Annotated in this window: 19 protein-coding genes; 10 read left to right on the top strand and 9 right to left on the bottom strand. The window is 64.5% G+C overall.

The genetic code is table 11. The annotated features are described in order from the left end of the window. The first annotated feature begins 57 nt into the window (after positions 1 to 57). From RBB18_RS03280 to RBB18_RS03245, 8 genes are all read left to right on the top strand, one after another. Positions 58 to 1,557 (top strand): CoA-acylating methylmalonate-semialdehyde dehydrogenase, encoded by a 1,500-nt coding sequence (locus tag RBB18_RS03280; protein ID WP_306110558.1) that lies wholly within the window; start codon positions 58 to 60, stop codon positions 1,555 to 1,557. A gap of 63 nt (positions 1,558 to 1,620) precedes the next feature. Then, positions 1,621 to 2,685, top strand: a complete 1,065-nt coding sequence (locus RBB18_RS03275) for a nitronate monooxygenase family protein (protein WP_306110559.1) — start codon at positions 1,621 to 1,623, stop codon at positions 2,683 to 2,685. Between the two features lie 86 nt (positions 2,686 to 2,771). Next, entirely contained in the window at positions 2,772 to 3,905 is a 1,134-nt protein-coding gene (locus RBB18_RS03270; RefSeq protein ID WP_306110560.1) for a carboxylate-amine ligase, read from the top strand. Between the two features lie 140 nt (positions 3,906 to 4,045). Beyond that, a complete protein-coding gene (locus tag RBB18_RS03265) occupies positions 4,046 to 4,615 on the top strand; it encodes a L,D-transpeptidase (RefSeq protein ID WP_103761447.1) in 570 nt (189 codons plus the stop codon). 231 nt (positions 4,616 to 4,846) lie between these two features. Then, entirely contained in the window at positions 4,847 to 5,989 is a 1,143-nt protein-coding gene (locus RBB18_RS03260; protein WP_103761448.1) for an acyl-CoA dehydrogenase family protein, read from the top strand. Beyond that, positions 5,986 to 7,023, top strand: coding sequence for an enoyl-CoA hydratase/isomerase family protein (locus tag RBB18_RS03255; RefSeq protein WP_306110561.1), 1,038 nt, complete (start codon positions 5,986 to 5,988; stop codon positions 7,021 to 7,023). The genes RBB18_RS03260 and RBB18_RS03255 overlap by 4 nt, the downstream gene beginning before the upstream one ends. A gap of 16 nt (positions 7,024 to 7,039) precedes the next feature. Further along, positions 7,040 to 7,915: a 3-hydroxyisobutyrate dehydrogenase gene (gene mmsB, locus RBB18_RS03250; protein WP_306110562.1), complete on the top strand. Its 876-nt coding sequence runs from the start codon at positions 7,040 to 7,042 to the stop codon at positions 7,913 to 7,915. Between the two features lie 191 nt (positions 7,916 to 8,106). Continuing rightward, positions 8,107 to 8,451 carry an excinuclease ABC subunit A gene (locus RBB18_RS03245; protein ID WP_103761451.1) on the top strand — a complete coding sequence of 115 codons (345 nt, stop codon included), beginning with the start codon at positions 8,107 to 8,109 and terminating at the stop codon, positions 8,449 to 8,451. A gap of 33 nt (positions 8,452 to 8,484) precedes the next feature. Here the strand turns inward: RBB18_RS03245 and RBB18_RS03240 are convergent, their stop codons facing one another. The 9 genes from RBB18_RS03240 to RBB18_RS03200 form a co-directional block, all read right to left on the bottom strand. Then, positions 8,485 to 8,853: a hypothetical protein gene (locus RBB18_RS03240; RefSeq protein ID WP_306110563.1), complete on the bottom strand. Its 369-nt coding sequence runs from the start codon at positions 8,851 to 8,853 to the stop codon at positions 8,485 to 8,487. Further along, a complete protein-coding gene (uvrA, locus tag RBB18_RS03235; protein WP_306110564.1) occupies positions 8,850 to 11,720 on the bottom strand; it encodes an excinuclease ABC subunit UvrA in 2,871 nt (956 codons plus the stop codon). The genes RBB18_RS03240 and uvrA overlap by 4 nt, the downstream gene beginning before the upstream one ends. A 122-nt stretch (positions 11,721 to 11,842) precedes the next feature. Then, positions 11,843 to 12,400, bottom strand: a complete 558-nt coding sequence (locus RBB18_RS03230) for a bifunctional 2-polyprenyl-6-hydroxyphenol methylase/3-demethylubiquinol 3-O-methyltransferase UbiG (protein ID WP_274592001.1) — start codon at positions 12,398 to 12,400, stop codon at positions 11,843 to 11,845. Positions 12,401 to 12,574: 174 nt separating this feature from the next. Next, positions 12,575 to 13,969, bottom strand: coding sequence for a dihydrolipoyl dehydrogenase (gene lpdA / locus RBB18_RS03225; RefSeq protein WP_306110565.1), 1,395 nt, complete (start codon positions 13,967 to 13,969; stop codon positions 12,575 to 12,577). A gap of 149 nt (positions 13,970 to 14,118) precedes the next feature. Beyond that, a complete protein-coding gene (locus RBB18_RS03220) occupies positions 14,119 to 14,706 on the bottom strand; it encodes a DUF924 family protein (RefSeq protein WP_103761456.1) in 588 nt (195 codons plus the stop codon). Positions 14,707 to 14,839: 133 nt separating this feature from the next. After that, the gene (locus RBB18_RS03215; protein WP_306110566.1) at positions 14,840 to 16,105 is read right to left on the bottom strand and encodes an MFS transporter; all 1,266 of its coding nucleotides are present in this window, start codon (positions 16,103 to 16,105) and stop codon (positions 14,840 to 14,842) included. 185 nt (positions 16,106 to 16,290) lie between these two features. Beyond that, on the bottom strand, positions 16,291 to 16,581 hold the full coding sequence (locus RBB18_RS03210) for a hypothetical protein (protein WP_103761458.1): 291 nt from the start codon (positions 16,579 to 16,581) through the stop codon (positions 16,291 to 16,293). Next, positions 16,578 to 17,645, bottom strand: coding sequence for a tRNA preQ1(34) S-adenosylmethionine ribosyltransferase-isomerase QueA (gene queA, locus RBB18_RS03205; RefSeq protein ID WP_306110567.1), 1,068 nt, complete (start codon positions 17,643 to 17,645; stop codon positions 16,578 to 16,580). Before queA ends, RBB18_RS03210 begins: the two co-directional genes overlap by 4 nt. Continuing rightward, a complete protein-coding gene (locus tag RBB18_RS03200; protein WP_306110568.1) occupies positions 17,642 to 21,034 on the bottom strand; it encodes a DUF3971 domain-containing protein in 3,393 nt (1,130 codons plus the stop codon). Before RBB18_RS03200 ends, queA begins: the two co-directional genes overlap by 4 nt. 106 nt (positions 21,035 to 21,140) lie before the next feature. On the opposite strand from RBB18_RS03200, the gene bcp reads away from it, so the two are divergent. Beyond that, entirely contained in the window at positions 21,141 to 21,602 is a 462-nt protein-coding gene (gene bcp / locus RBB18_RS03195) for a thioredoxin-dependent thiol peroxidase (RefSeq protein ID WP_103761461.1), read from the top strand. A gap of 20 nt (positions 21,603 to 21,622) precedes the next feature. Beyond that, entirely contained in the window at positions 21,623 to 22,423 is an 801-nt protein-coding gene (locus RBB18_RS03190) for a ferritin-like domain-containing protein (protein WP_306110608.1), read from the top strand. The last annotated feature ends 220 nt before the right edge of the window (positions 22,424 to 22,643 follow it).

Genomic DNA, 22,643 nt, shown 5'->3' with positions numbered 1-22,643 from the left:
CTCTTTTCCCGCCAAAAACGCAACGCTAACCTGCGCGCAAATCCGAGGAGTACCGACATGAAAGACCTGACGCATTATATCGACGGCGCGCGCGTGCCCGGCCAGTCGGGCCGTTTTTCCGACGTCTACAACCCGGCCACCGGCGAGGTTCAGGCCCGCTGCCCGCTGGCCAGCAAGGAAGAGTTCGACCAGGCCGTCGAGATCGCCGCCAAGGCGCAGCCCGCATGGGGCGCCACCAATCCGCAGCGCCGCGCACGGGTGATGATGGATTTCGTCCGCCTGCTGAACCGCGACATGGACAAGCTGGCCGAGGCGCTCAGCTCGGAACACGGCAAGACCTTCCCCGACGCCAAGGGCGACGTCCAGCGCGGGCTTGAGGTCGTGGAATACTGCATCGGCGCGCCGCAACTTCTGAAAGGCGAGTTCACCGACAGCGCCGGCCCCGGCATCGACATGTATTCGATGCGCCAGCCGCTGGGCGTGACGGGCGGCATCACGCCGTTCAACTTCCCGGCGATGATCCCGATGTGGATGTTCGCGCCGGCGCTCGCCTGCGGCAACGCCTTCATCCTCAAGCCCTCCGAGCGCGACCCTTCCGTGCCGATCATGCTGGCCGAACTGATGGAAGAGGCCGGATTGCCCAAGGGTCTGCTGCAAGTGGTCAACGGCGACAAGGAAGCCGTGGACGCGATGATCGACAACGAGACCGTGCAATCCATCGGCTTCGTCGGCTCGACCCCGATCGCCGAGTACATCTATGGCCGCGGCTGCTCCAACGGCAAGCGCGTGCAATGCTTCGGCGGGGCCAAGAACCACATGATCGTCATGCCCGACGCCGACATGGACCAAGCCGCCGACGCGCTCATTGGCGCGGGCTACGGCGCCGCCGGTGAACGCTGCATGGCCATCTCGGTCGCCGTGCCGGTGGGCGACGAAACCGCGGATCGCCTGATCGAAAAGCTGGTGCCCCGCATCGAGAAGCTGAAGGTCGGCCCCTACACCGCGGGCGATGACGTGGATTACGGTCCCGTCGTGACCGCCGCCGCCAAGGAAAAGATCCTGGGCCTGATCGAAAGCGGCGTGGAGCAAGGCGCGGAGCTGGTCGTCGACGGGCGCGATTTCCAATTGCAAGGCTACGAGGACGGGTTCTTCGTCGGCCCGCACCTGTTCGACAAGGTAACGCCGGACATGGACATCTACCGGCAAGAGATTTTCGGCCCGGTCCTGTCGACCGTCCGCGCCGGCTCCTACGACGAGGCCCTTGGCCTTGCCATGGACCATGAAATGGGCAACGGCACGGCGATCTTCACCCGCGACGGCGACGCCGCGCGTGACTTCGCCAACCGGATCAACATCGGCATGGTGGGCGTCAACGTGCCCATCCCGGTGCCGCTCGCCTATCACACCTTCGGCGGCTGGAAGAAGTCGGCCTTTGGCGATCTCAACCAGCACGGCCCGGACGCTTTCAAGTTCTACACCCGCACCAAGACCGTCACGGCCCGCTGGCCGAGCGGCATCAAGGAAGGCGGCGAGTTCAACTTCAAGGCGATGGACTGATCCATCTGCCTTGGGCGATGATGACCGGGCCGCGCGGGACACCGTTGCGGCCCGGTTTCGTTCATGGAGGATAGACCGATGTGGCCCGACACGCGGCTTTGCGAGCTTCTGGGGATAGAGCATCCCATCATCCAGGCCCCGATGGCGGGCACCACCACCCCGGCCATGGTGGCGGCGGTGTCGAACGCGGGCGGGCTGGGCTCGCACGGCTGTGCGACGCTGTCACCGGAAAAGCTGACCGAGGATATGGAGGCGTTGGCGGGCGCCACGAACCGGTCGGTGAACCTGAATTTCTTCTGCCACGAACCGGAAGAGATCACCGAGGACCATCACGTTGCACTGATCGAAGCCATGCACCCGCATTACGAGGCGACCGGGGCGACCCTGCCGGACGGCTTGCCGACCCCGTCGTTCCAGCCCTTCGGCGCAGCGCAGCTGGACTGCCTGTTGGCGCGGCCTCCGGCGGTGGTCAGCTTTCACTTCGGTCTGCCCGAGGACGAGGCCCTAAGGGCGCTGAAGGACAAGGGCTGCAAGATCCTGTGTTCGGCCACCACCGTGGCCGAGGCCCGCTGGCTGGCCGACCGGGGCGTGGATGCGATCATCGCGCAAGGCTGGGAATCGGGCGGGCACCGGGGCCTGTTCCTCGAACTGGAGAACGACGCGCAGGTGGGACTTTTCTCACTGCTGCCGCAGGTCGTGGACGCAGTGGACATGCCCGTGATCGCGGCCGGCGGCATCGCGGACGGGCGCGGCATTGCCGCCGCCTTTGCCCTCGGCGCGTCGGGCGTGCAGATCGGCACCGCCTTCATCACGGCGGACGAGGCCACCAGAAAGCCCTATCACCCCGAGGCGGTGGACATGGGAAATGACGCAAGCACGCGGGTCACGCGGGCGGGCTCTGGCCGCCCGGCGCGGGCGCACCGCACGAAATGGATCGACGCGATGGCGCAGGTGGACGCCGCGCCCTTCCCGCTGATGTACCATTACAGCCGCCCGCTGCTGGAGGCGGACGGCCCGGCACATCAGTTTTCCCTTTACGGTCAAAGCGCGGCCTTGGCGCCGTCGGGCGATGCCGGGGCGAGGCTGAAGGCACTGGTTGCCTCGGCCAAGGAGGCGATGAACGCCTGACAGGGCCCGACACCGCACCGGCGCGCAGCAAAAGCTTGCCAAACCGGCCCAATTCCTGCTGGTATTATCCCACAGGGAGGGCAGCCATGACCCCAGACGGCCCCGATTTCACCATCGGCATCGAGGAAGAATACCTGCTGGTGGACCGTGACAGCCTCGACCTGGCAGAGGCGCCGTCCGAGATGATGGATGCCTGCGCCGAGGAATTGCAGGATCAGGTCGCGCCCGAATTCCTGAAATGCCAGATCGAGATCGGCACCAAGGTCTGCAAGGACGTCTCCGAGGCGCGCGAGGACCTCAAGCGCCTGCGCAGTACCGTGTCGAAACACGCCGCCACGCACAATCTGGTGCCTATCGCCGCCTCCTGCCACCCGTTTTCCGACTGGCGCAACCAGCCGCACACCGACAAGGACCGCTACAACACGCTGAGCAACGACCTCGCGGGCGTCGTTCAACGGATGCTGATCTGCGGAATGCACGTCCATGTCGGCATCGAGGACCCCGACCGCCGCGTCGACCTGATGAACCAGTTGACCTATTTCCTGCCGCACATGCTGGCGCTGTCCACCTCGTCGCCCTTCTGGCAGGGACATGACACCGGGCTGGACAGCTACCGCCTGACGGTCTTCGACAACCTGCCGCGCACCGGCCTGCCCCCGCGCATGGAAAGTTTCGCCGAATTCGAACGCTCGGTCGGGTCGCTGACCGATCTGGGCGTGATCGAGGATGCCAGCAAGATCTGGTGGGATCTGCGCCCGTCGTCAAAGTTTCCCACCATCGAGTCCCGGATCTGCGACGTGCAACCCCGGCTAGAACACACGCTGATGCTGGCCGCGCTGACGCAATGCATCACGCGGATGCTGTGGCGGCTGGCCACGCGCAACCAGCGCTGGCGCATCTATGACCCTTTCCTGGTGAACGAAAACCGCTGGCGCGCGCAACGCTACGGCACGCGCGAAGGGTTGATAGATTTCGGCCGCGGCGCGATCGTGCCCGTCGCGGAACTGGCCGAGGAACTGCTGGAACTGATCGAGGAAGACGCCCGCTATTTCGCCTGCATTACGGAGGCCGAGACCATGCGCGAGGTGATGCGCACCGGCACCTCCTCGACTCGCCAGCGCCGGGCCTTCGACACGGCAAAGGACGGCGGCGCCGAACGGGACGCCGCCCTTCGCGCCGTCGTCAGCCACCTTGTCGAAGAATTTCACGCCGACCTGTGACCCGAATGCACGGATCGGCGCCTTATCGCCGGCCCGCCTCTTCAAACCTGCGTGAGGCGGCAAAATCGCGCGGGTTTTCCCTTAACCTTTCTGTCGATCCAGTTAAATAGAACGAAAATTCTCGTACACGGAGCAATCCAATGTCAAAGACACGCTTCACGCGCCGCGCCACGCTTCTGGGCGCCGCCGCCACCCTTGCCACCCCGTCCCTGCTGCTGGCGCAGGACAATTCGCCTTTGTCGTCTTCGGTCAAGCGCAACGCGTCGTCTTTCACCACCCGCGACTGGAACGACTATTTCGACAGCCTCGGCGCGGGCCGTATCGTCTGCGACATCAACAGCCGTGCCGTGCACCACTGGAACTCGGATGGCGTTTACTCGCTCTACCCGTCCTCCGTGCCGATGACCGACGAACTGACCCGCCGCGGCTATACCGAGATCGTGCGCAAGAAAGTCGGGCCCACCTGGACGCCGACCGAGAGCATGAAGGAGCGCGACCCAAGCCTGCCCGATTTCATGGATGCCGGACCGGGCAACCCTTTGGGCACGCACGCAATGTACCTTGCCTGGCCCGCTTACCTGATCCACGGCACGCATGATACGCGCAAGATCGGCCGCCGGTCGTCCTCGGGCTGCATCGGCCTGTACAACGAGCATATTGCCGAGCTGTTCGCCAAGACAGCCGTCGGCACGAAGGTGCTGGTGCTCTGATCCGGCCCTCCGATGATTAATCGCAAAGGCGCTGCACCCAAGGTGCGGCGCCTTTTTCTTTTTCGCGGTGCGGACTGCCCGGCACATCCCTCGGGCATCCGCACTTGTATCGGTGGCGCTGGTTCTTCAAGCTGAGTGCGGGCCGTCATCGCGGCTTGCGACGCCGCTGCGAAAAGGTTAATTAAACACACGTTCAATTACCCAACCGGGTACGACGAGGAGGACCCCGCGATGGATTTCGCGCTCAGCGAGGAACAGACCGCCATTTTCGACATGGCCCATGCCTTCGGACAGGACGCCATCGCGCCTCATGCCCGCGACTGGGAGACGCAGGGCACCATCCCGAAAGAGCTGTGGCCGCAGGTGGGCGAGCTGGGCTTCGGCGGGCTTTACGTCAGCGAAGAGTCCGGCGGCGCGGGCCTCTCCCGCCTCGACGCGACGCTGGTGTTCGAGGCGCTCAGCATGGCCTGTCCCTCAGTCGCCGCCTTCCTGTCGATCCACAACATGTGCGCCCGGATGATCGACAATTTCGCCAGCGACGCCTTCAAGGCCCGCGTCCTGCCCGACGTGATCCCGATGAAGACGGTGCTCTCCTACTGCCTGACCGAACCCGGCTCCGGCTCGGACGCCGCCGCGCTGAAAACCCGCGCCGCACGCACCAACGATGGCTACACGCTCAACGGCACCAAGGCGTTCATCTCCGGCGGCGGCTATTCTGATGCCTATGTCTGCATGGTCCGCACCGGCGAGGATGGGCCCAGGGGCATCTCCACCGTCTATGTCGAGGACGGCACGCCCGGCCTCTCTTTCGGCGGGCTGGAAGACAAGATGGGCTGGCGCAGCCAACCCACGGCTCAGGTGCAGTTTGACGATTGCACCATCCCAGCCGAGAACCTCGTGGGCGAAGAAGGCAAAGGGTTCAGCTATGCCATGGCCGGGCTTGACGGCGGCCGCCTCAACATTTCCGCCTGCTCATTGGGGGCTGCACAACAGGCGCTCGACATGACCAAGGCCTACATGCGCGAGCGCAAGGCCTTCGGGCAAAGCATCGACCAGTTCCAGGCCCTGCAATTCCGCCTCGCCGACCTGGAGATCGAGTTGCAAGCCGCCCGCGTCTTCCTGCGCCAGGCCGCGTGGAAGCTGGACACCAAGGCGCCCGACGCGACGAAATACTGCGCGATGGCCAAGAAATTCGTCACCGAGGCCGGCAGCCGCATCGTGAACCAGTGCCTGCAACTGCACGGCGGCTACGGCTACCTCGCCGATTACGGCATCGAGAAACTGGTCCGCGACCTGCGCGTGCACGAGATCCTCGAAGGCACCAACGAGATCATGCGCCTGATCGTGGCGCGGCACATGCTGGCGGAACAATGACCGACATCTCCATCCATAAAACAGGCCGCGCGGGCCGCATCACCCTCACCCGCCCCAAGGCGCTCAACGCCATGTCCTACGACATGTGCCTGGCCATCGAGGCGGCGCTGGACGATTGGGCCACCGATGACGACGTCGCGCTTGTGATCATCGACGCGGAGGGCGACAAGGCCTTCTGCGCGGGCGGCGACATCCAGCAGCTTTACGACACCGGACGCGCGGGTGATTTCGCCTATGGGCAGACCTTCTGGCGCGACGAATACCGTCTGAACGCCAAGGTTGCCGAATATCCCAAGCCCTATGTCGCCTTCATGCAGGGCTTCACCATGGGTGGCGGCGTCGGCATTTCCTGCCACGGGTCGCACCGGATCGTCTGCGACAGCAGCCAGATCGCCATGCCGGAATGCGGCATCGGCCTCGTGCCCGACGTCGGCGGCTCGCTGATCCTGGCAAACGCGCCGGGCCGGCTTGGTGAGTATCTTGGCCTGACCACCTCCCGCATGGGACCTGCCGACGCGATTTATGCAGGGTTCGCCGACACCTTCATCCCGCAGGACGCGTGGCCTGCCCTCATCGAGCGGTTGGAAGAAACCGGCGATCCGGCCCAGATCGACACCGCCAGCGAGACGCCCCCGCAAGGCGCGATGCGCGAGCTTCAAGCGGATATCGACGCCCATTTCGCCGGCGAAGACCTGCAATCCATCGTCAATGCGCTCAAGGCGTCCGAAAGCGCGTTTGCCGCCGACGCGCTCAAGGCCATGGGCCGCAACTCGCCCCTCTCCATGGCGTGCGCCGTGGAAATCCTGCACCGCTTGCGCGGGCCCGCAGCCGATATCCGCCGCGCGCTGGAATTGGAGTACCGCTTCACCTTCCGCGCCATGGAACAAGGCGATTTTCTGGAAGGCATCCGCGCCGCCGTGATCGACAAGGACCGCAGCCCTAACTGGCAGCATGACCTGGAAAAACCGCCCACGATGGCGGCCACGCAGATGCTCTTGCCTTTGGGCGAGCACAAGATGACATTCAACGCCTGAAACAGGGGGGACTGACATGAAGATCGGATTTATCGGGCTGGGCAACATGGGCGCGCCGATGGCCGCGAACCTCGCCGCCGCCGGCCATGACGTGGCGGGCTTTGATACAGCGGGCACAACTGCCGAAGGCGTGTCCGTCGCCACCTCCGCCACCGACGCCGCGAGCGACGCGGACGTGGTCATCACTATGCTGCCCAATGGCCAGATCCTGCGCGCCGTCGCCGACCAGGTGATCCCGGCCATGAAACCCGGCGCGGTCCTGCTTGATTGCTCGACAGTCGACGTTGACAGCGCCCGCGCCGTGGCCGAGCAGGCCAACGCGGCGGGCCTCGGGGCGCTCGACGCGCCGGTCTCGGGCGGGATCGGCGGGGCGCAGGGCGGCACGCTGACCTTCATGGTGGGCGGAGACGAGAGCGCCTTTGCCACCGCCAAGCCGCTCTTCGACATCATGGGCCAGAAAGCCGTGCATTGCGGCCCCTCGGGCAACGGACAGGCCGCCAAGATCTGCAACAACATGATTTTGGGCGCCACGATGATCGTCACCTGCGAGGCCTTCGCGCTGGCCGACAAGCTGGGCCTTGACCGGCAGGCGATGTTCGACGTGGTCTCGACCTCCTCGGGCTCGTCGTGGTCGATGAACACCTATTGCCCGGCCCCTGGCATCGGTCCGCAATCGCCATCCGACAACGACTACAAGCCCGGCTTCGCCGCCGAACTGATGCTGAAGGACCTGACGCTGGCCATACAGGCCGCCGAGACCGCCGATGCCGACACGCCGATCGGCCAGGCCGCCCGCGACCTCTATCGCCGTTTCGTCGAGGACGAAGACGGCAATGGCCGCGATTTCAGCGCGATGCTGCCCCGGTTCGAGAAACGCGGGCACGAAGGCTAAGCCGCCTCTTCCTCTGGCCAAAAATATCCCGGGGGAGCGCCGAAACCTCGTTTCGGTGCGACGGCAGCGCCCCTTTCGCCGGCCCGGCGCCTACGCTCTGGCCCAACCGGCACGAAACCGCCAGCGCACATGATCGTGAGGAACGCTCCCTCTGCACATGTGTTATCAGCCTAAGCAAAAGGAGAACGCCAATGTGGAAACCCATCCTGACCGCATCCGTCGTCGCCGTGTCTTTGGCCGGTCCCGTGGCGGCCAAGTCCAACTGCCCTCCCGGTCTTGCGAAAAAGGCCGTGCCTTGCGTGCCGCCGGGCCAGGCTAAGAAGCATTCCGGATATGACCGGGACCGCGATTACTATGACGGTTATCGCCGGGGGGACGTGATCCGCGGTGACTATATCGTCATCCGCGATCCGGGCCGCTACGGGCTGGACCCCTACGGTACGTATTACCGGGTCGGCGACCAGGTGCTTCGCGTCGACCGAGACACCCGGGAAGTGCTTGACCTTATCGGCGCAGCGGCCCGTATTCTGAATTAGGACCGTTGATCAAGCCCTTCAGAAGACTTGTTTTTACGGGCTGACCGACACGCTCGGTCGCCGGCTCACGCCGGTGACATACCCTTCGGACCGCGCCAGCCCCTCCGCCAGCAGAACCTGCCCATCAGTGCCCTGAGGCAGGTCGCGCCACGCTGCCACCCAGCCGTCGAAAAGCATATTTCCAGCCGTTTCCCCGTGAAATGCCTGTACACGCGCCCGCATTTCGCTGGCCCGGGCCCGCAAGTCGGCCTCGAATGCGGCATCGCCGTCGCCAACCTCCAGCACGGCAAAAAGCCCACCGCAGAAACACGGCTCTTCTGCAAATCCACACTCCGGTCCGGTTTGCGCCCATGCCCCGCAGGGCAGCATCAGCCCAAGCAGGACACCAGCGGCAAGCCTCATTCAGCGGCGACCTTGCGGGCGGCCAACATGTCCTTGAGGTAACGTCCGGTATGGCTGCGCTCGACCTCGGCCACATCCTCGGGCGTGCCCACGGCCACGATCTCGCCGCCGCCATCGCCGCCTTCGGGGCCGATATCGACGATCCAGTCAGCGGTTTTCACCACGTCCAGGTTGTGCTCGATCACCACGACCGTATTGCCGCTTTCTACAAGTTCATGAAGGACTTCCAAGAGTTTCTTCACGTCCTCGAAATGCAACCCCGTGGTCGGCTCGTCGAGGATATAAAGCGTCCGGCCCGTGGACCGCTTGGCCAGTTCCTTTGAAAGCTTCACGCGTTGCGCCTCGCCGCCTGACAACGTCGTCGCCTGCTGGCCCACCTTGATGTAGCCTAGGCCCACGCGCATCAGCGCATCCATCTTCTCGCGGATCGACGGCACCGCCTTGAAGAACTCCTGCGCGTCCTCGACCGTCATATCAAGAACGTCCGCTATGCTTTTGCCTTTCCATTGGATTTCCAGAGTCTCGCGATTGTAGCGCGCACCATTGCATGTCTCGCAGGTGACGTAGACGTCCGGCAGAAAGTGCATCTCGATCTTGATCACACCGTCACCCTGGCACGCCTCGCAGCGCCCGCCCTTGACGTTGAAGGAAAACCGCCCCGGCTTGTAGCCGCGCGCCTTGGCCTCGGGCAGACCGGCGAACCAGTCGCGGATCGGCGTGAACGCCCCGGTATAGGTGGCCGGGTTCGAGCGCGGCGTGCGCCCGATGGGCCTCTGGTCGATGTCGATAACCTTGTCCAGATGCTCCAGCCCCTTGATCGTTTCGCACGGCGCGGGCGTCTGCCGCGCCCCGTTCAGCCGCATCGAGGCCGTCTTGAACAGCGTCTCGATGGTCAGGGTGGACTTGCCCCCACCCGACACCCCGGTCACGCAGACGAACTTGCCCAGCGGAAACTCGGCATCCACGCCCTTCAGGTTGTTGCCCGTCGCCTTGACGATCTTGACCTGCTTTCCATTGCCCTTCCGCCGCTCGGCCGGAACGGCGATTTCGCGCGCACCCGACAGGTATTGCCCGGTGATCGAATTCTTATCCGCCGCCACCGCCTCGGGCTTGCCGTGGCTGACCACGTCGCCGCCATGCACGCCCGCCCCGGGGCCGATGTCGAAGACGTAGTCGGCGGTCCGAATGGCCTCTTCGTCATGTTCCACGACGATCACCGTATTGCCCTGGTCGCGCAGGTTCTGAAGCGTTTGCAGCAACCGTCCATTATCGCGTTGGTGCAGCCCGATCGAGGGTTCATCCAGCACGTACAGCACGCCGGTGAGACCGCTGCCGATCTGGCTGGCCAGCCGGATCCGCTGGCTTTCCCCGCCCGACAGCGTGCCGGCATTGCGGCTCAGCGTCAGGTATTCCAACCCCACGTTATTCAGGAACCCCAGCCGCTCGCGAATCTCCTTCAGGATCGCCCGCGCGATCTCGTTCTTCTGCGCGGTCAACGCCTCGGGCACTGTCTCGCACCAGTCGAACGCCTCGCGGATCGACATCTGCACCACCTGCCCGATATGGCGCAGGTCGTCGGGCTTGCCGATCTTCACCGCCAGCGCCTCTTCCCGCAGGCGATAGCCGCCGCAGGTGCCACAAGGACGATTGTTCTGGTAGCGCTCGAACTCTTCCCGGATCCAGCTGCTGTCGGTCTCGCGATAGCGCCGCTCCATGTTGGGGATCACGCCCTCGAACACGCGCGACACCTGGTACACGCGCCCGCCCTCGTCATAGCGGAACTGGATTTCCTCGTCGCCCGAGCCGTGCAGGAACACCTGTTTCACATGCGCTGGCAGGTCGCGCCAAGGCGTGTTCGCGTCGAACTCGTAATGCCGCGCGATGGCCTCGATGGTCTGCAGGAAATAGGGCGACTTGCCCTTCCGCCACGGGGCCAGCGCCCCGTCATATAATTTCAGCGCCGCGTCCGGCACCACCAGTTGCTCGTCAAAAAACAGCTCCATGCCCAACCCGTCGCAGTCCGGACAGGCCCCGAACGGCGCGTTGAACGAAAACAGCCGCGGCTCGATCTCGGGGATGGTGAAGCCACTGACCGGGCAGGCGAAGTTCTCGGAAAACGTCGTCCGCTCCGGCTCGTCTTCCTTCGGCGCCGTCTCGAAAATCGCGATCCCGTCGGCCAGGTCCAGCGCCGTGCGGAAACTGTCCGCCAGCCGCGTGCCGATCCCTTCCTTCACCACGATCCGGTCGACCACCACGTCGATGTCATGGCGGAACTTCTTGTCCAGCGTCGGCGGCTCGTCGAGGTCGTAGAACGTGCCGTCCACCTTCACCCGCTGAAAGCCCTGCTTGCGAAGCTCAAGGAATTCCTTGCGATACTCGCCCTTGCGGTCCCGCACGATCGGCGCCAGCAGGAAGGCGCGTGTGCCCTCCTCCATCGCCAGCACGCGGTCAACCATGTCCTGCACCTGCTGCGCCTCGATCGGCTTGCCGGTGGCCGGCGAATAGGGCGTGCCGACCCGTGCAAACAGCAGCCGCAGGTAGTCATAGATCTCCGTGACCGTGCCGACGGTCGAGCGGGGATTCTTGGACGTCGTCTTTTGTTCAATCGAAATCGCCGGGGAAAGACCGCCGATATGGTCCACGTCCGGCTTTTCCATCATGTCCAGGAACTGCCGCGCATAGGCCGACAGGCTTTCGACATAGCGCCGCTGCCCCTCGGCATAGATCGTGTCAAAGGCCAGGCTCGACTTGCCCGACCCCGACAGGCCGGTGATCACCACAAGTTCGTTGCGCGGAATGTCCACGTCGATGTTCTTGAGGTTATGCTCGCGCGCGCCCCGTACTTCGATGTTCTTCAACTCGGCCATACTGCCCCCGGTGTCTCACCCCTTGACAGATAGTTTACGCCGCCAATTCTTCCAAGGGGAAAAACGGAACATAGCGCGAACACGGGTCACCCGCTGTCAGCAGCGCCTGCTTTATCCACAGTTTATTTTTGCGCCAGCGCCCAGGAACAGATCGGAAAGGCCGGATCATTGTCCAGATTGTCGCGCTCCGGGTCATATTCCGGCGGCCAATCCTCGCCCAGGTTCCGCAGTCCGGCCAGCCGGTTGCCCCATTGCTCGGACCGGATCTTGTCCTCCGGGAACCCGGCCTCGATCAACAGGTTCTTCAGCCCCCGCGCCGTCCAGCGCGAGCAATCCACCGGATCGCCGTGATAGGGGATGAAAAACGGCACCGCGACCCAGAAATACCCGCCGGGCCGCAGCATCTCCAACACGTTGCGCGTCGCGGCATAGGGCCGGTCCAGATGCTCCCATACCTGGTTGGCCAGCACGATGTCGAACTGCCGCACGGTGCCCGCCTCGTCGGCATAGGGCCCCTTGCAGATGTCATAGGCCGGAAAGCGGAAGCGTTCATAGCTCTTGAACTCATAACGCCGGCCATGTTTGCCCGACACCTCGGCCGCCTCCATCTCGGAAAGGTTCATATCCTCGAACCATTTCCGGGAACTTTGATACATCACGATACGATTGAGGCTCGCCATTCCGCTACACTTTCAACGTCACCGTCAAGCGCACCATCTCAGATGCGATCCGATGCGGAAAGCCCTGCACTGCTTCCTCTGGCCGGAAATATCCCAGGGGGTGTGGGGGACTGGTCCCCCACTGGCCTGCGTGGCCCGAACGCGATCCAAACCAGCGCGCCGCAGGCGCTCGTTTCAGTAATGCACCGCCCGCCCGTAAGCGTCCAGCACGCTTTCGTGCATCATCTCGCTCAGCGTCGGGTGCGGGAAGACCGTGTGCATCAGGTCTTCTTCCGTGGTCTCAAGTTGACGGCCCACGACATATCCCTGGATCAGCTCGGTGACTTCCGCGCCGACCATGTGCGCGCCCAAAAGCTCGCCGGTCTTGGCGTCGAAGATGGTCTTGATCATGCCCTCGGCCTCGCCCAGGGCAATGGCCTTGCCGTTGCCGATGAATGGGAAGTTGCCGATCTTCACGTCGTAGCCCGCATCCTTGGCCTTGGCCTCGGTCAGGCCCACGCTGGCCACCTGCGGGTGGCAATACGTACAGCCCGCAATGCTGTCGGGGCGCACCGGGTGCGGGTGCCCGCCCGCGGCCAGTTCGGCCACCATCACGCCCTCGTGGCTCGCCTTGTGCGCCAGCCAGGGCGCCCCGGCCAGATCGCCGATGGCATAGACCCCCTCGACGCCGGTGCGGCAGTATTCGTCCACCACCACGTGCGTGCGGTCCACCTTGATCCCCAGTTCTTCCAGCCCGAGGTTCTCGGTATTGCCGACGATCCCCACGGCGGAAATCACCGTGTCGAACTCCAGCTTCTCGGTCTTGCCACCTTTCTCCACGTGGGCGGTGACCTTGCCCTTGGCGCGGTCCAGCTGCTTGACCGTGGATTTCTCCATGATCTTCATGCCCTGCTTTTCGAACGCCTTTTTCGCGAATTTCGCGATCTCGGCATCTTCGACCGGCAGGATGCGGTCCATCACCTCGACCACGGTCGTCTCGGCACCCAGCGTGTTGTAGAAGCTGGCGAACTCGATCCCGATCGCGCCCGAGCCGATGACCAGCAGCTTCTTGGGCATCCGGGGCGGCTTCAGCGCGTGCTTGTAGGTCCACACGAGGTCGCCATCGGCCTCCAGCCCGGGCAGTTCACGCGCCCGCGCACCGGTGGCCAGAACGATGGTCTTGGCGATCAGCTCCTCGCTGCCTTTCTCGGTCTTGACCGAAACCTTGTCCTTACCCGTCAGCCTGGCCTCGCCCATGATCGTCGTGATCTTGTTCTTCTTCATCAGGTGGCCCACGCCCGAGGTCAGCTGCTTGGCCACGTCGCGCGACCGCTTGACCACCGCATCAAGATCGTAATCGATCTTCTCGGCCTTTAACCCGAATTCCTTGGCCCGGTGCATCAGGTGAAACACCTCGGACGAGCGCAGCATCGCCTTGGTCGGAATGCAGCCCCAGTTCAGGCATATCCCGCCCAGGTGCTCGCGCTCGACCACGGCCACCTTCAGGCCCAGCTGCGCGCCGCGGATTGCGGCCACATAGCCGCCCGGCCCTGCCCCGATTACGATCATGTCAAAGGATTGCGCGGCCATGCGATGCTCCGTTTCCCGGTCCGTTTCAAAATATAGTTTGATATTAAACTATCTTGCGGCCCACCACAACGCGGCAGAGCCTGCCCGCAACAAGATGCCACGGGCCAGCGCGGTTTGTCCATGTTTTCCAGGGTATCGCGTATGGAACGTCAGGCGGCGGCGTCAGCGTCCTGCAACTCGCGCACCACGCTGCCGTAACCGCCCTTTTTCATGAAGGCCTTCTCGGCGTCCGAACTCGTGCGGCCCAGCGCCTCGTTTCGGTGCGGGAAGCGGCCGAACCTGCGGATCACTTCGCGATGCGCGCGCGCATGCAACAGGTTGTCGTCGCCGCCTTCGGGCATCCGCTCGCAGATCAGGCGCACGCAACGATCCTGATCGCACAGGTTTTCCGAATGCATCAACGGAAGATAGAAGAACTGCCGCGCCGGTTCGTCGATACGCGTGTCCCAGCCCTTGTTGATCGCCGCCTTGGCCGCGGCCAGCCCGAACTTGTCGGTCGCAAAGGCCTGCGCGTCATCGCGGAACATGTTGCGCGGGAACTGGTCCATCAGGATGATATAGGCCAACGTCCCGTTGGGATAGGTCAGCCACAGCCCGTTGGTGCCGTCGCAGGCGCGGTGATAGGCATCGAGAAACCTGTCCCGCACGCTCTTGTCTAGTTTGTCGGACGCCTCGTACCAGCCCTTCGGCCCGACCTCGTCGAGCCAGAAACTCAATATATCTTCGGGCGCTGTCATCCTATCCTCCCGTAGTGGGCAGCACGCATATGTAACAGGTTAACGACATCCCCGGCCCCAGGGACAGTAAAGAATTGCAACAATGGCAACCTTTCGTGACATTCGCCTGCCTGTGCCGTGCATATGTGCAGTCTCACGCGGCCTGTCCATCCACGTCGTTTTCCTCCGCCGCCTCCATGGCAACTTCCTGCGCATAGGTCACCGCCATGGGTGATGCGCTCGGCATGACGGCGGTATAGCTTTCGGTGTCGTCCGCCGAGGGTGCGGCCCGCTGCGTCATACGGTAGGCCGCATAGGCCGCCATCATCGTGCACAGGGTCGCGATGTGCAGGAAATACCCGCTGGGACCAATCACCCCCATGATCCACCCGGTGATGATGGGTCCGAACACCGCGCCCAGCCCGTTGATGAACACCATGCCCCCTGCTGCGGCCGCCATGTCGTCGAAGCCGAGAAAGTCGTTGGTGTAGGCAATGAGCAACGAATAGAGCGGATTCGACATCCCGCCCACGAGGAAGGCCGCCACCAGCAAGAGCCAGAACACGCTGCCCAGCGCCATGCCGATCACCGCGCCAAGCGCCGCAATCGCCGCCGCGATCAGGATCAGCAGCCGCCGGTCCATCCTGTCCGACAACCAGCCCAGCGGGTACTGCACCAGCATTGCACCCACGTAAAACGTCGCGACGAAGGTCGAGATCTGCCCCACGGTCAGCCCGGCTTCGGCGCCGTAGACCGCCGCCATGCCGAACTGCGCGGCAAAGACCCCGCCCAAAAGGAACATGCCGACACAGCCCAGCGGAGAGATCTTCATGATCTCGCGCAGGGTCATGGGCTTGGTGGTGTCGAAGGCCGGCGTCGGGCTGATCGACAGCAGAATGGGCGCGAAGGACAATGAGATCAGTACCGACGGGATGATGAACAAAACAAAGCCGCCGGGATCCGCGGTCAGCATCAGCGCCTGTGCGCTGACGATGCCCACCATCTGCACGATCATGTACAGCGACAGCGCCTTGCCGCGATTGTCGTTCGTGGCAGCGTTGTTCAGCCAGCTTTCCGCCGTCACGTACACGCCGGAAAAGCAAAAGCCGATCAGAACGCGCCCCACGCCCCAGGCCCAGGGGTTGGCGAAGGCCGGATAAAGGATCATCACAGCCGAAATCATCGAGGCCAGAGCCGCAAAGACCCGCACGTGCCCCACCCGCCGGATCATGTCCGGCGCCTTGCGCGACCCGAACAGGAAGCCCAGGAAATAGCCCGACATCACCAGCGACATTTCCAGCGTGGAAAAGCCTTCCATCTGGCCGCGCACACCCAGAAGCGTGCCTTGCATGCCGTTGCCGACCTGCAAGAGCATCATGCCCAGGAGCAGGGCCCAGGCGCTGGAAAGAACGGAAAACATGCGGATGCTCCAATAACTTTGTGCCCGTCTAGCGGGGCGTTACACAACGGGTCTGCCTCAATCGCGACTCGATCCGTCGCTGATGCAGGCCTTGCCAGTGTTTTCCGGAGGTTTCAACAGCGCCCGCGCCGACCGACGACGCCCCTGCGCGAAACCCCGCGCGGCGGCGCGTCCCGGCCGGGTTTTCAGCTGGCGGGCGGGTCGTCGGGGTCGCGCGTGCCACGGTCCGAGGCGGATCCTCCGGCCTGAGCGTCGGCCAATGTCGCGCGCTCCAGCTCTTCCTTCGACATGCCTGTAAGCACGCGAAACACCCATAGCTTGACCGGCTCGCGCTTGAGAGCAAGGTTGGCGGCAAAGACGATGGATGCACAGACAAGCCCCGCGATCACGTAGTTCAGGATCAACAGCGCCGCGCTGGTAATCAACCCCACCCACATGACGCGGCTGACGAATCCCGGCACCTTGTTGAGTTTCATTCTGTCCTCCTCCCGTCCTGCGGCACCAGCAGAGACGAATCCCCGTAGGAGAAGAATCGATACTCATTCTGGATCGCGTGAGTGTATATATCCTTAATCCGGCCCGGCCCCATCAGGGCGCTGACCAGCATCATCAGCGTGCTTTTGGGCAGGTGGAAATTTGTCATCAGCGCATCGGTGACCTGAAACTCGAAACCGGGATAGATGAATATATCGGTCTCGCCCCGCCAGGGCGCGATCGTCCCATTGCGGGCGGCGCTCTCGATCAGGCGCAGTGCCGTGGTACCGACGGGAATGACCCGCCCGCCCTCCGCTCTGGTGGCGGCAATTTCGGCGGCAGCGGCCTCGCTGACCTCGCCCCACTCGGCATGCATGCGGTGCGTCGTCACATCCTCGACCTTGACCGGCAAAAAGGTTCCCGCGCCGACATGCAGGGTGACTTCGGTGAACGCCACACCTTGCGCTGCCAGCCCGGCCAGAAGGTCATCGTCGAAATGCAGGCTTGCGGTGGGGGCCGCCACCGCGCCGGTCTCCTTGGCGAAGACGGTCTGATAATCGTCCCGGTCGCGGTCATCGGCGGCGCGTTTGCTGGCGATGTAGGGCGGCAACGGCATCGCGCCCGCCGCGTTCAGTGCCACGTCGAAATCGTCGCCGAACAGGTTGAAGCGCAGCACGCCCTGCCCGTCGTCCTTGTCCAGCAGCGTCGCCTCCAACCCCGCGTCGAACCGCACGGTCTCGCCGATCCGCAGCTTCTTGAGCGGCTTGATCATGGCCTGCCAGTCACCCTCGGGCGTGGCGTCCAGCAGCGTCACCTCGATCCGCGCCTCGGTGTTTCCCTGGGCACTCTCGCGCCGCCGCACTCCGGACAGCCGCGCCGGGATCACCTTGGTGTTGTTCAGGATCAACCGGTCGCCGGGCCGAAGGTACTGACCGAGGTCATAGACCCGCGCATCGGTGATCCTGTCCCCCTGCGCCACCAGCAACCGCGCCGACGGTCTCGGCCTTGCGGGCCGGGTCGCAATCAGCGCCTCGGGCAGGTCGAAATCGAAATCCGACAGCTTCATCGGCCGTTTTCGCGATTGTCGAAGTCGCGCACGCGCGAGTTGCTCTGCGGTGCTTGCGACTGTGGCCTGCCTTCGTTCACCGGACCGCCCTGCGCGGGCCGCGTCGATTGCGGCAGGCTCGGTGCGGGACGGCGGAACAACTCGCGGAACATGCCCGGCGTGAAGGCCGACAGCGGGTTCACGCTGACCCGCGGGCTGCGGGCCGGCCCCTTGAGCGTGTAGTTGAAGCCGAACAGCCCCTCGCCCCGCCGGGTAAAGAGCCCGCCCACGGCATTCACCACGTAGACCGGGGAAATCACGCCCTGCATGTCCATCTGCCCGCTTTCCAAGAAGTAATACCCGTCCATCGTGATGCCCATTGCCGCGCCCACCGCGCTGCTCGAATACAGGGTGACGCGATCGGGCGAAAGCTGGAACCGCGCTTCGAGCAGCTCGAAATGGATGCCGTCTCCGCCCAGCTGCTCAAGCAAGCCCACCACCGTCAGCGCGTTCAGCAGGGCCGCCATCGACGGGGCGTCCTTGAGGCGCATCGCGCCCTTGGCCGTCAGCTTGCCCTCGTAGATGCCCGGCCCCTTGCCCGGCACCAGCGTGACGTCCAGCTTGCCGTTGCGGGCACCCTTGACCAGCCCCGCCGATACCAGCACGCCTGCCGCATCTTCGGCCTGGATACGAAAGGCGCTGCGCCCACCTTGCGGGATGACCCGCCCGGTGATCTGCGCCAGGCCATTGACCCTGCCGGTGAAACTGCCATCCGCGCCGCGCGACATGTCCAGCTCGGCGCGGAAATCCGTCAGAGCGATCCCGTCCGAAATCTGCAACCGGTCCAGCGCCAGCGACACCGGACCGCCGCGCCGCGCCCGCTGCTGTCCGCCGCCGCCATCGCCGCCCAGCGAAGTCTGGCGCAGGTCCACGGAGCCGCCCAGCACGCGCACCGCCGGGGTCACGCCCGCCCCGCGCCCGACCAGTTCCACCGGGGCGCTCAGCCAGTTCCCGACCTGAACCTGCGAAAACGAGGCCCGGTCAAGCTGTCCGCTGTCGCGCAAGGTGACGGCACCTCGGGCGTTCAGCCCCGCGGCCGAAATCTCCAGCCGGTCGATAGAGGGCGGCTCCCCCAGCCGCCCCGATGCCTCCAGCCGACCAGTGCCGCCCTGCGATACCGCCCAGTCAAGCTGCGGCACGCGCAATCCGACCCCGGCCAGCGTCGAGCTTAACCGGAACACCCCTGGCGCGCCCTTTTCAAAGTCAATCTCCATATCGGCCCGGCCCGCCCCCGTCACACTGCCCGGTGGCAGGCCGATGCCGAACTCCTCGGCGAACCGCTCCGACAGTTCGATCCAGCCGCGCACGGTGCTGGTGTTCGCGCCCGGGCTGATGTCGGTCTCGAATCGACCGTCGAACGGCACCTGCCCGATGCGCCCCGCGCCCGCGACACTCAGCATGTCGTCGGCCAGCGCCACGTCCAGCGCCGACGCGGACAGCACCCGCCCGGGCACCAGCACCTCGCTGCGCACGTCCCGCAGCGTGCCGGCGATGTCGAACTCCACGTCCTCGACCGTCAGCTTGTCCAGCAGGCGCAGGTCGAGCACACCCTGCAGCTCCGCCATACCGTCGGCCAATGTGACCTCGCGCCCCGCCTTGGTCAGGAACTCCAGCGGCGGCTCGTCCAGCAGCGACAAGGCGGCGGTGATCGTGCTCCGCGTGCGCAGATTGACCTGCGCGGGCGTCCGTTTCACCGTCACGTCGGGGATGTCGAAACTGGTACCGGTGATATCGACCCGGCCGCCCTGTGGCGCAGTCACATATCCCCCCAGTGCCGACACCACGAAACGGTTGTCCAACAGCGACGCGTGCCCATGCGCGTTCTCGATCACCGGGAAATTCTTGATGAACTGAGTGCTGAACTTCTCGAAATCGAAACCCAGGAAAAAATCCGGGCTGCGCTTGGGCAGCGAGCGCAGGGCAAGCTGAATGTTCTTCAGTTCAGCCGCGCGGACGTTCTTGGTGATCCAATCGCGGGTCTTTTCCTCCAGCCGCTCGGGCCAAAGCTGCATCAGGCGGTCCGGGTCGATCCGGTCCATGTGACCGTCCAGCGTCACATCCCAGCCGTCGGGCTCGGCCCGCGCCTCGCCATTGAAACGCAGAACACCGTCCTGATCGCTGAGACTCAGTTCACCAAGCGTCAGCACGAACGGATCCAGTTGCAGGCGCATGTCCATCCGCGCGGCATTCAGCGAGATCGCCTCGGCGTACAGGTCCATCGGGTTGGCCTCCACCTCGTCCAGACCGACCTGCAGCAGGATTTCGCTGGGCCAGCCGTTTTCCATGCCAACCAGGTAGGCATGGCCCGTGGCGCTGGTCTTGACCCACTTGCTGTCGATGGACAGTTCGTTGAACCGGATCCTGTGCTCGGCCGGATCATAGGTGAAGTAACTGCGCACCGAAGAAAACGCGATGGGCGCGGTCGCGGCGTTCGGCTTCACCGCGCCCGCGCCGATCTGCAGCGTGGCGCTGAGCGGGCCAAGCTTGCCCTCCGCGTCCACCGACGCCCGCAACGCGCCGGAAATCGGCGCGTCTATCGCGTCGAGCCAGGCCAGTGCGGGCGACTGCCCCGCCACGTCTCGTGCCGGCATGTCCTCGAAACTCAGGCCGACCTCGGACTCGGCGTTGCCCAGTCGGCCGGTATAGTTCAACGCCAGCGTGGTGGCGTAATCCCGTGCGCCGATCAGGGCGAAATCCCCACGCAGGCGGATGTCGTCGCCTTCGCGCGTGACATCCAGCCGGCCGCCATCGGCGGTCCAGGCCCGCTCGGTGCGCTCGTCCTCGTAGCGCAGCGAGACGTTCGTGGCCTCGATCCGCGCCAGCTTGTGAAAGGCCGGGCGGTTCAGGACGTCGTCCAGCCGTTCGGCCAGTCCGGCCACGGTCACCGGTTCCCGTTCAGCCGCAGCGGCATCACCTAGCGTCATGCCCACTTCGCCACTGTCATCGCGGCGAAAGGTAAGCTGCGCCCCCGACAGATGCACGGCACTCGGCTGCAACTGGCCCTGCAGTAGGGCCTGCAGATCGACCGTGCCCTGCACGTCCGACAGGCTGGCAATGGGCAGGCCGGTCTCGTCGCGCACCATCACATCCTGCAACGACAGGCGCGGCACCCAGCCTTCCTCGACCACCACGGCCATGTCGCCGAAATGCAGCGATATGCCATCGACGGCCGCGTTGACTTCGCGCGTCACGCGCTCGCGCACCCATTCCGGCGCCGACACCCGCGTGCCGATCATCGCCATGACCGCAACGCTCAGGCCAAGGCACAGCACAAGGATCAGTCCGGCACTCCAGAGACCGAACCGTTTGAGGCGTTTGCCACGTGGTTTCTTCTGCGTTGCGTCGCTCATTTTCCCGTTGCCGCGCGTTGACCGCGCTTTTGCCTGCTCCCACGTCTTTATTCTTGCCGCTCACGCGTTAATTTGAAACTCACTTTTTACTCATTGGAGAATCCGCATGCTCGAGACCGGTCAACCGGCCCCCGATTTTGCCCTGCCGCGCGACGGCGGCGACCTTGTCACCCTGTCCGATCAGCGCCCGGCGCCGGTGGTCCTGTATTTCTACCCCAAGGACGACACGCCCGGCTGCACCAAGGAGGCCATTGCCTTCACCGGCCTCGTTGAAGAGTTCGACGCGGTCGGCGCAAAGATCTTCGGCATTTCCAAGGATACCGTGGCCAAGCACGACAAGTTCCGCGACAAGCATGAGCTGGGCATTCCCCTTCTGTCTGACGCTGATACGCATGTGTGCGAGGATTACGGCGTCTGGAAGGAAAAAAAGATGTACGGCAAGACCTTCATGGGGATCGAGCGCACGACCGTGCTGATCGACCAGGACGGCATGATCGCCCGGATCTGGCCCAAGGTGAAGGTCGACGGCCACGCCGAGGAGGTGCTGGACGCGGTGCGCGCGCTTTGACATCCCAAAGCCTTGCCGCAATGGCCGTCGAGGTGCTGTCCACCGCCGACGGGCGCGAAAAGACCGCGCTGTCGCGACGCCATGCTGAAACCTGGTTCGCCGCCCGCGCGGCCGGACAGGATTTGCCGGTGGGTCACGCCACGCCGCCGCCAAGGCCCGCGCGTCCCGACTTGCCCCGCCTGCTGGACCCGCGCGACGTGCCGCGCCGCCGCCCGGGCACCGCGCCTGGCCGGCTGGCGATTCTTCACGCGGTGGCCCATATCGAACTCAATGCCGTCGACCTGCACTGGGACATCGTCGCGCGCTTCACCGACACGAAGATGCCGCTCGGGTTCTACGACGACTGGGTCAAATCGGCTGACGAGGAATCCAAGCATTTCAACCTGGTATGTGACTGCCTGGAGGCGAAGGGCAGCCACTACGGCGCACTCGACGCCCATGCCGGCATGTGGCGCGCCGCCGAGGATACTGCAGAGGATTTCATGGGCCGCCTCGCCGTCGTGCCCATGGTGCTCGAGGCGCGCGGTCTCGACGTGACGCCGGGCATGATTGACCTGTTCGAGACCGCCGGCGAGGACCGGACGGTCGAGGCGCTGAAGGTGATCTACGCCGAGGAAGTGGGGCACGTCGCCTATGGCTCCAAGTGGTTTCACTTCCTCTGCGGCCGACACGAAATGGACCCCAAGGACGCCTTCCACGACCTTGTCCGCCGCTATTTCCACGGGGGCCTGAAGCCGCCCTTCAACGAGGAAAAACGCGCCGAAGCGGGCCTTCCCCCCGACTTTTACTGGCCCTTGGCAGAGCGCAAAACCGGGGCTTGATAGCGCATTCATGCCATCAAGCCCTTAAGAATCGGCAATTTTCTGCCAGTTCCGGGCCAAATCGCCGATCGGCCCGCGATGGGCGGTCAAAATCCTTGCCCAATAGTGAAGGCCTGTGTACCCAACCCCGGACGATGCCACCGGACCATCCGGCCTAGAATGGACACTGTCGCACCCCAGAACGCGGCACAGGTTTGAGCATCGACATTGGGAGAGGTTG

The organism is Roseovarius sp. MMSF_3298, from assembly GCF_030733705.1.
Classification (GTDB): domain Bacteria; phylum Pseudomonadota; class Alphaproteobacteria; order Rhodobacterales; family Rhodobacteraceae; genus Roseovarius; species Roseovarius confluentis.
The sequence above is the reverse complement of the archived record's forward strand: the minus strand, read 5'-3'. Positions and strand labels throughout refer to the sequence as shown.

What these genes read in the sequence shown, in the direction of transcription:
- RBB18_RS03280 (WP_306110558.1), top strand. Translation starts at nt 58, where the DNA reads ATGAAAGACCTGACGCATTATATCGACGGCGCGCGCGTGCCCGGCCAG.
- RBB18_RS03275 (WP_306110559.1), top strand. Translation starts at nt 1,621, where the DNA reads ATGGAGGATAGACCGATGTGGCCCGACACGCGGCTTTGCGAGCTTCTG.
- RBB18_RS03270 (WP_306110560.1), top strand. Translation starts at nt 2,772, where the DNA reads ATGACCCCAGACGGCCCCGATTTCACCATCGGCATCGAGGAAGAATAC.
- RBB18_RS03265 (WP_103761447.1), top strand. Translation starts at nt 4,046, where the DNA reads ATGTCAAAGACACGCTTCACGCGCCGCGCCACGCTTCTGGGCGCCGCC.
- RBB18_RS03260 (WP_103761448.1), top strand. Translation starts at nt 4,847, where the DNA reads ATGGATTTCGCGCTCAGCGAGGAACAGACCGCCATTTTCGACATGGCC.
- RBB18_RS03255 (WP_306110561.1), top strand. Translation starts at nt 5,986, where the DNA reads ATGACCGACATCTCCATCCATAAAACAGGCCGCGCGGGCCGCATCACC.
- mmsB (WP_306110562.1), top strand. Translation starts at nt 7,040, where the DNA reads ATGAAGATCGGATTTATCGGGCTGGGCAACATGGGCGCGCCGATGGCC.
- RBB18_RS03245 (WP_103761451.1), top strand. Translation starts at nt 8,107, where the DNA reads ATGTGGAAACCCATCCTGACCGCATCCGTCGTCGCCGTGTCTTTGGCC.
- RBB18_RS03240 (WP_306110563.1), bottom strand. Translation starts at nt 8,853, where the DNA reads ATGAGGCTTGCCGCTGGTGTCCTGCTTGGGCTGATGCTGCCCTGCGGG.
- uvrA (WP_306110564.1), bottom strand. Translation starts at nt 11,720, where the DNA reads ATGGCCGAGTTGAAGAACATCGAAGTACGGGGCGCGCGCGAGCATAAC.
- RBB18_RS03230 (WP_274592001.1), bottom strand. Translation starts at nt 12,400, where the DNA reads ATGGCGAGCCTCAATCGTATCGTGATGTATCAAAGTTCCCGGAAATGG.
- lpdA (WP_306110565.1), bottom strand. Translation starts at nt 13,969, where the DNA reads ATGGCCGCGCAATCCTTTGACATGATCGTAATCGGGGCAGGGCCGGGC.
- RBB18_RS03220 (WP_103761456.1), bottom strand. Translation starts at nt 14,706, where the DNA reads ATGACAGCGCCCGAAGATATATTGAGTTTCTGGCTCGACGAGGTCGGG.
- RBB18_RS03215 (WP_306110566.1), bottom strand. Translation starts at nt 16,105, where the DNA reads ATGTTTTCCGTTCTTTCCAGCGCCTGGGCCCTGCTCCTGGGCATGATG.
- RBB18_RS03210 (WP_103761458.1), bottom strand. Translation starts at nt 16,581, where the DNA reads ATGAAACTCAACAAGGTGCCGGGATTCGTCAGCCGCGTCATGTGGGTG.
- queA (WP_306110567.1), bottom strand. Translation starts at nt 17,645, where the DNA reads ATGAAGCTGTCGGATTTCGATTTCGACCTGCCCGAGGCGCTGATTGCG.
- RBB18_RS03200 (WP_306110568.1), bottom strand. Translation starts at nt 21,034, where the DNA reads ATGAGCGACGCAACGCAGAAGAAACCACGTGGCAAACGCCTCAAACGG.
- bcp (WP_103761461.1), top strand. Translation starts at nt 21,141, where the DNA reads ATGCTCGAGACCGGTCAACCGGCCCCCGATTTTGCCCTGCCGCGCGAC.
- RBB18_RS03190 (WP_306110608.1), top strand. Translation starts at nt 21,623, where the DNA reads ATGGCCGTCGAGGTGCTGTCCACCGCCGACGGGCGCGAAAAGACCGCG.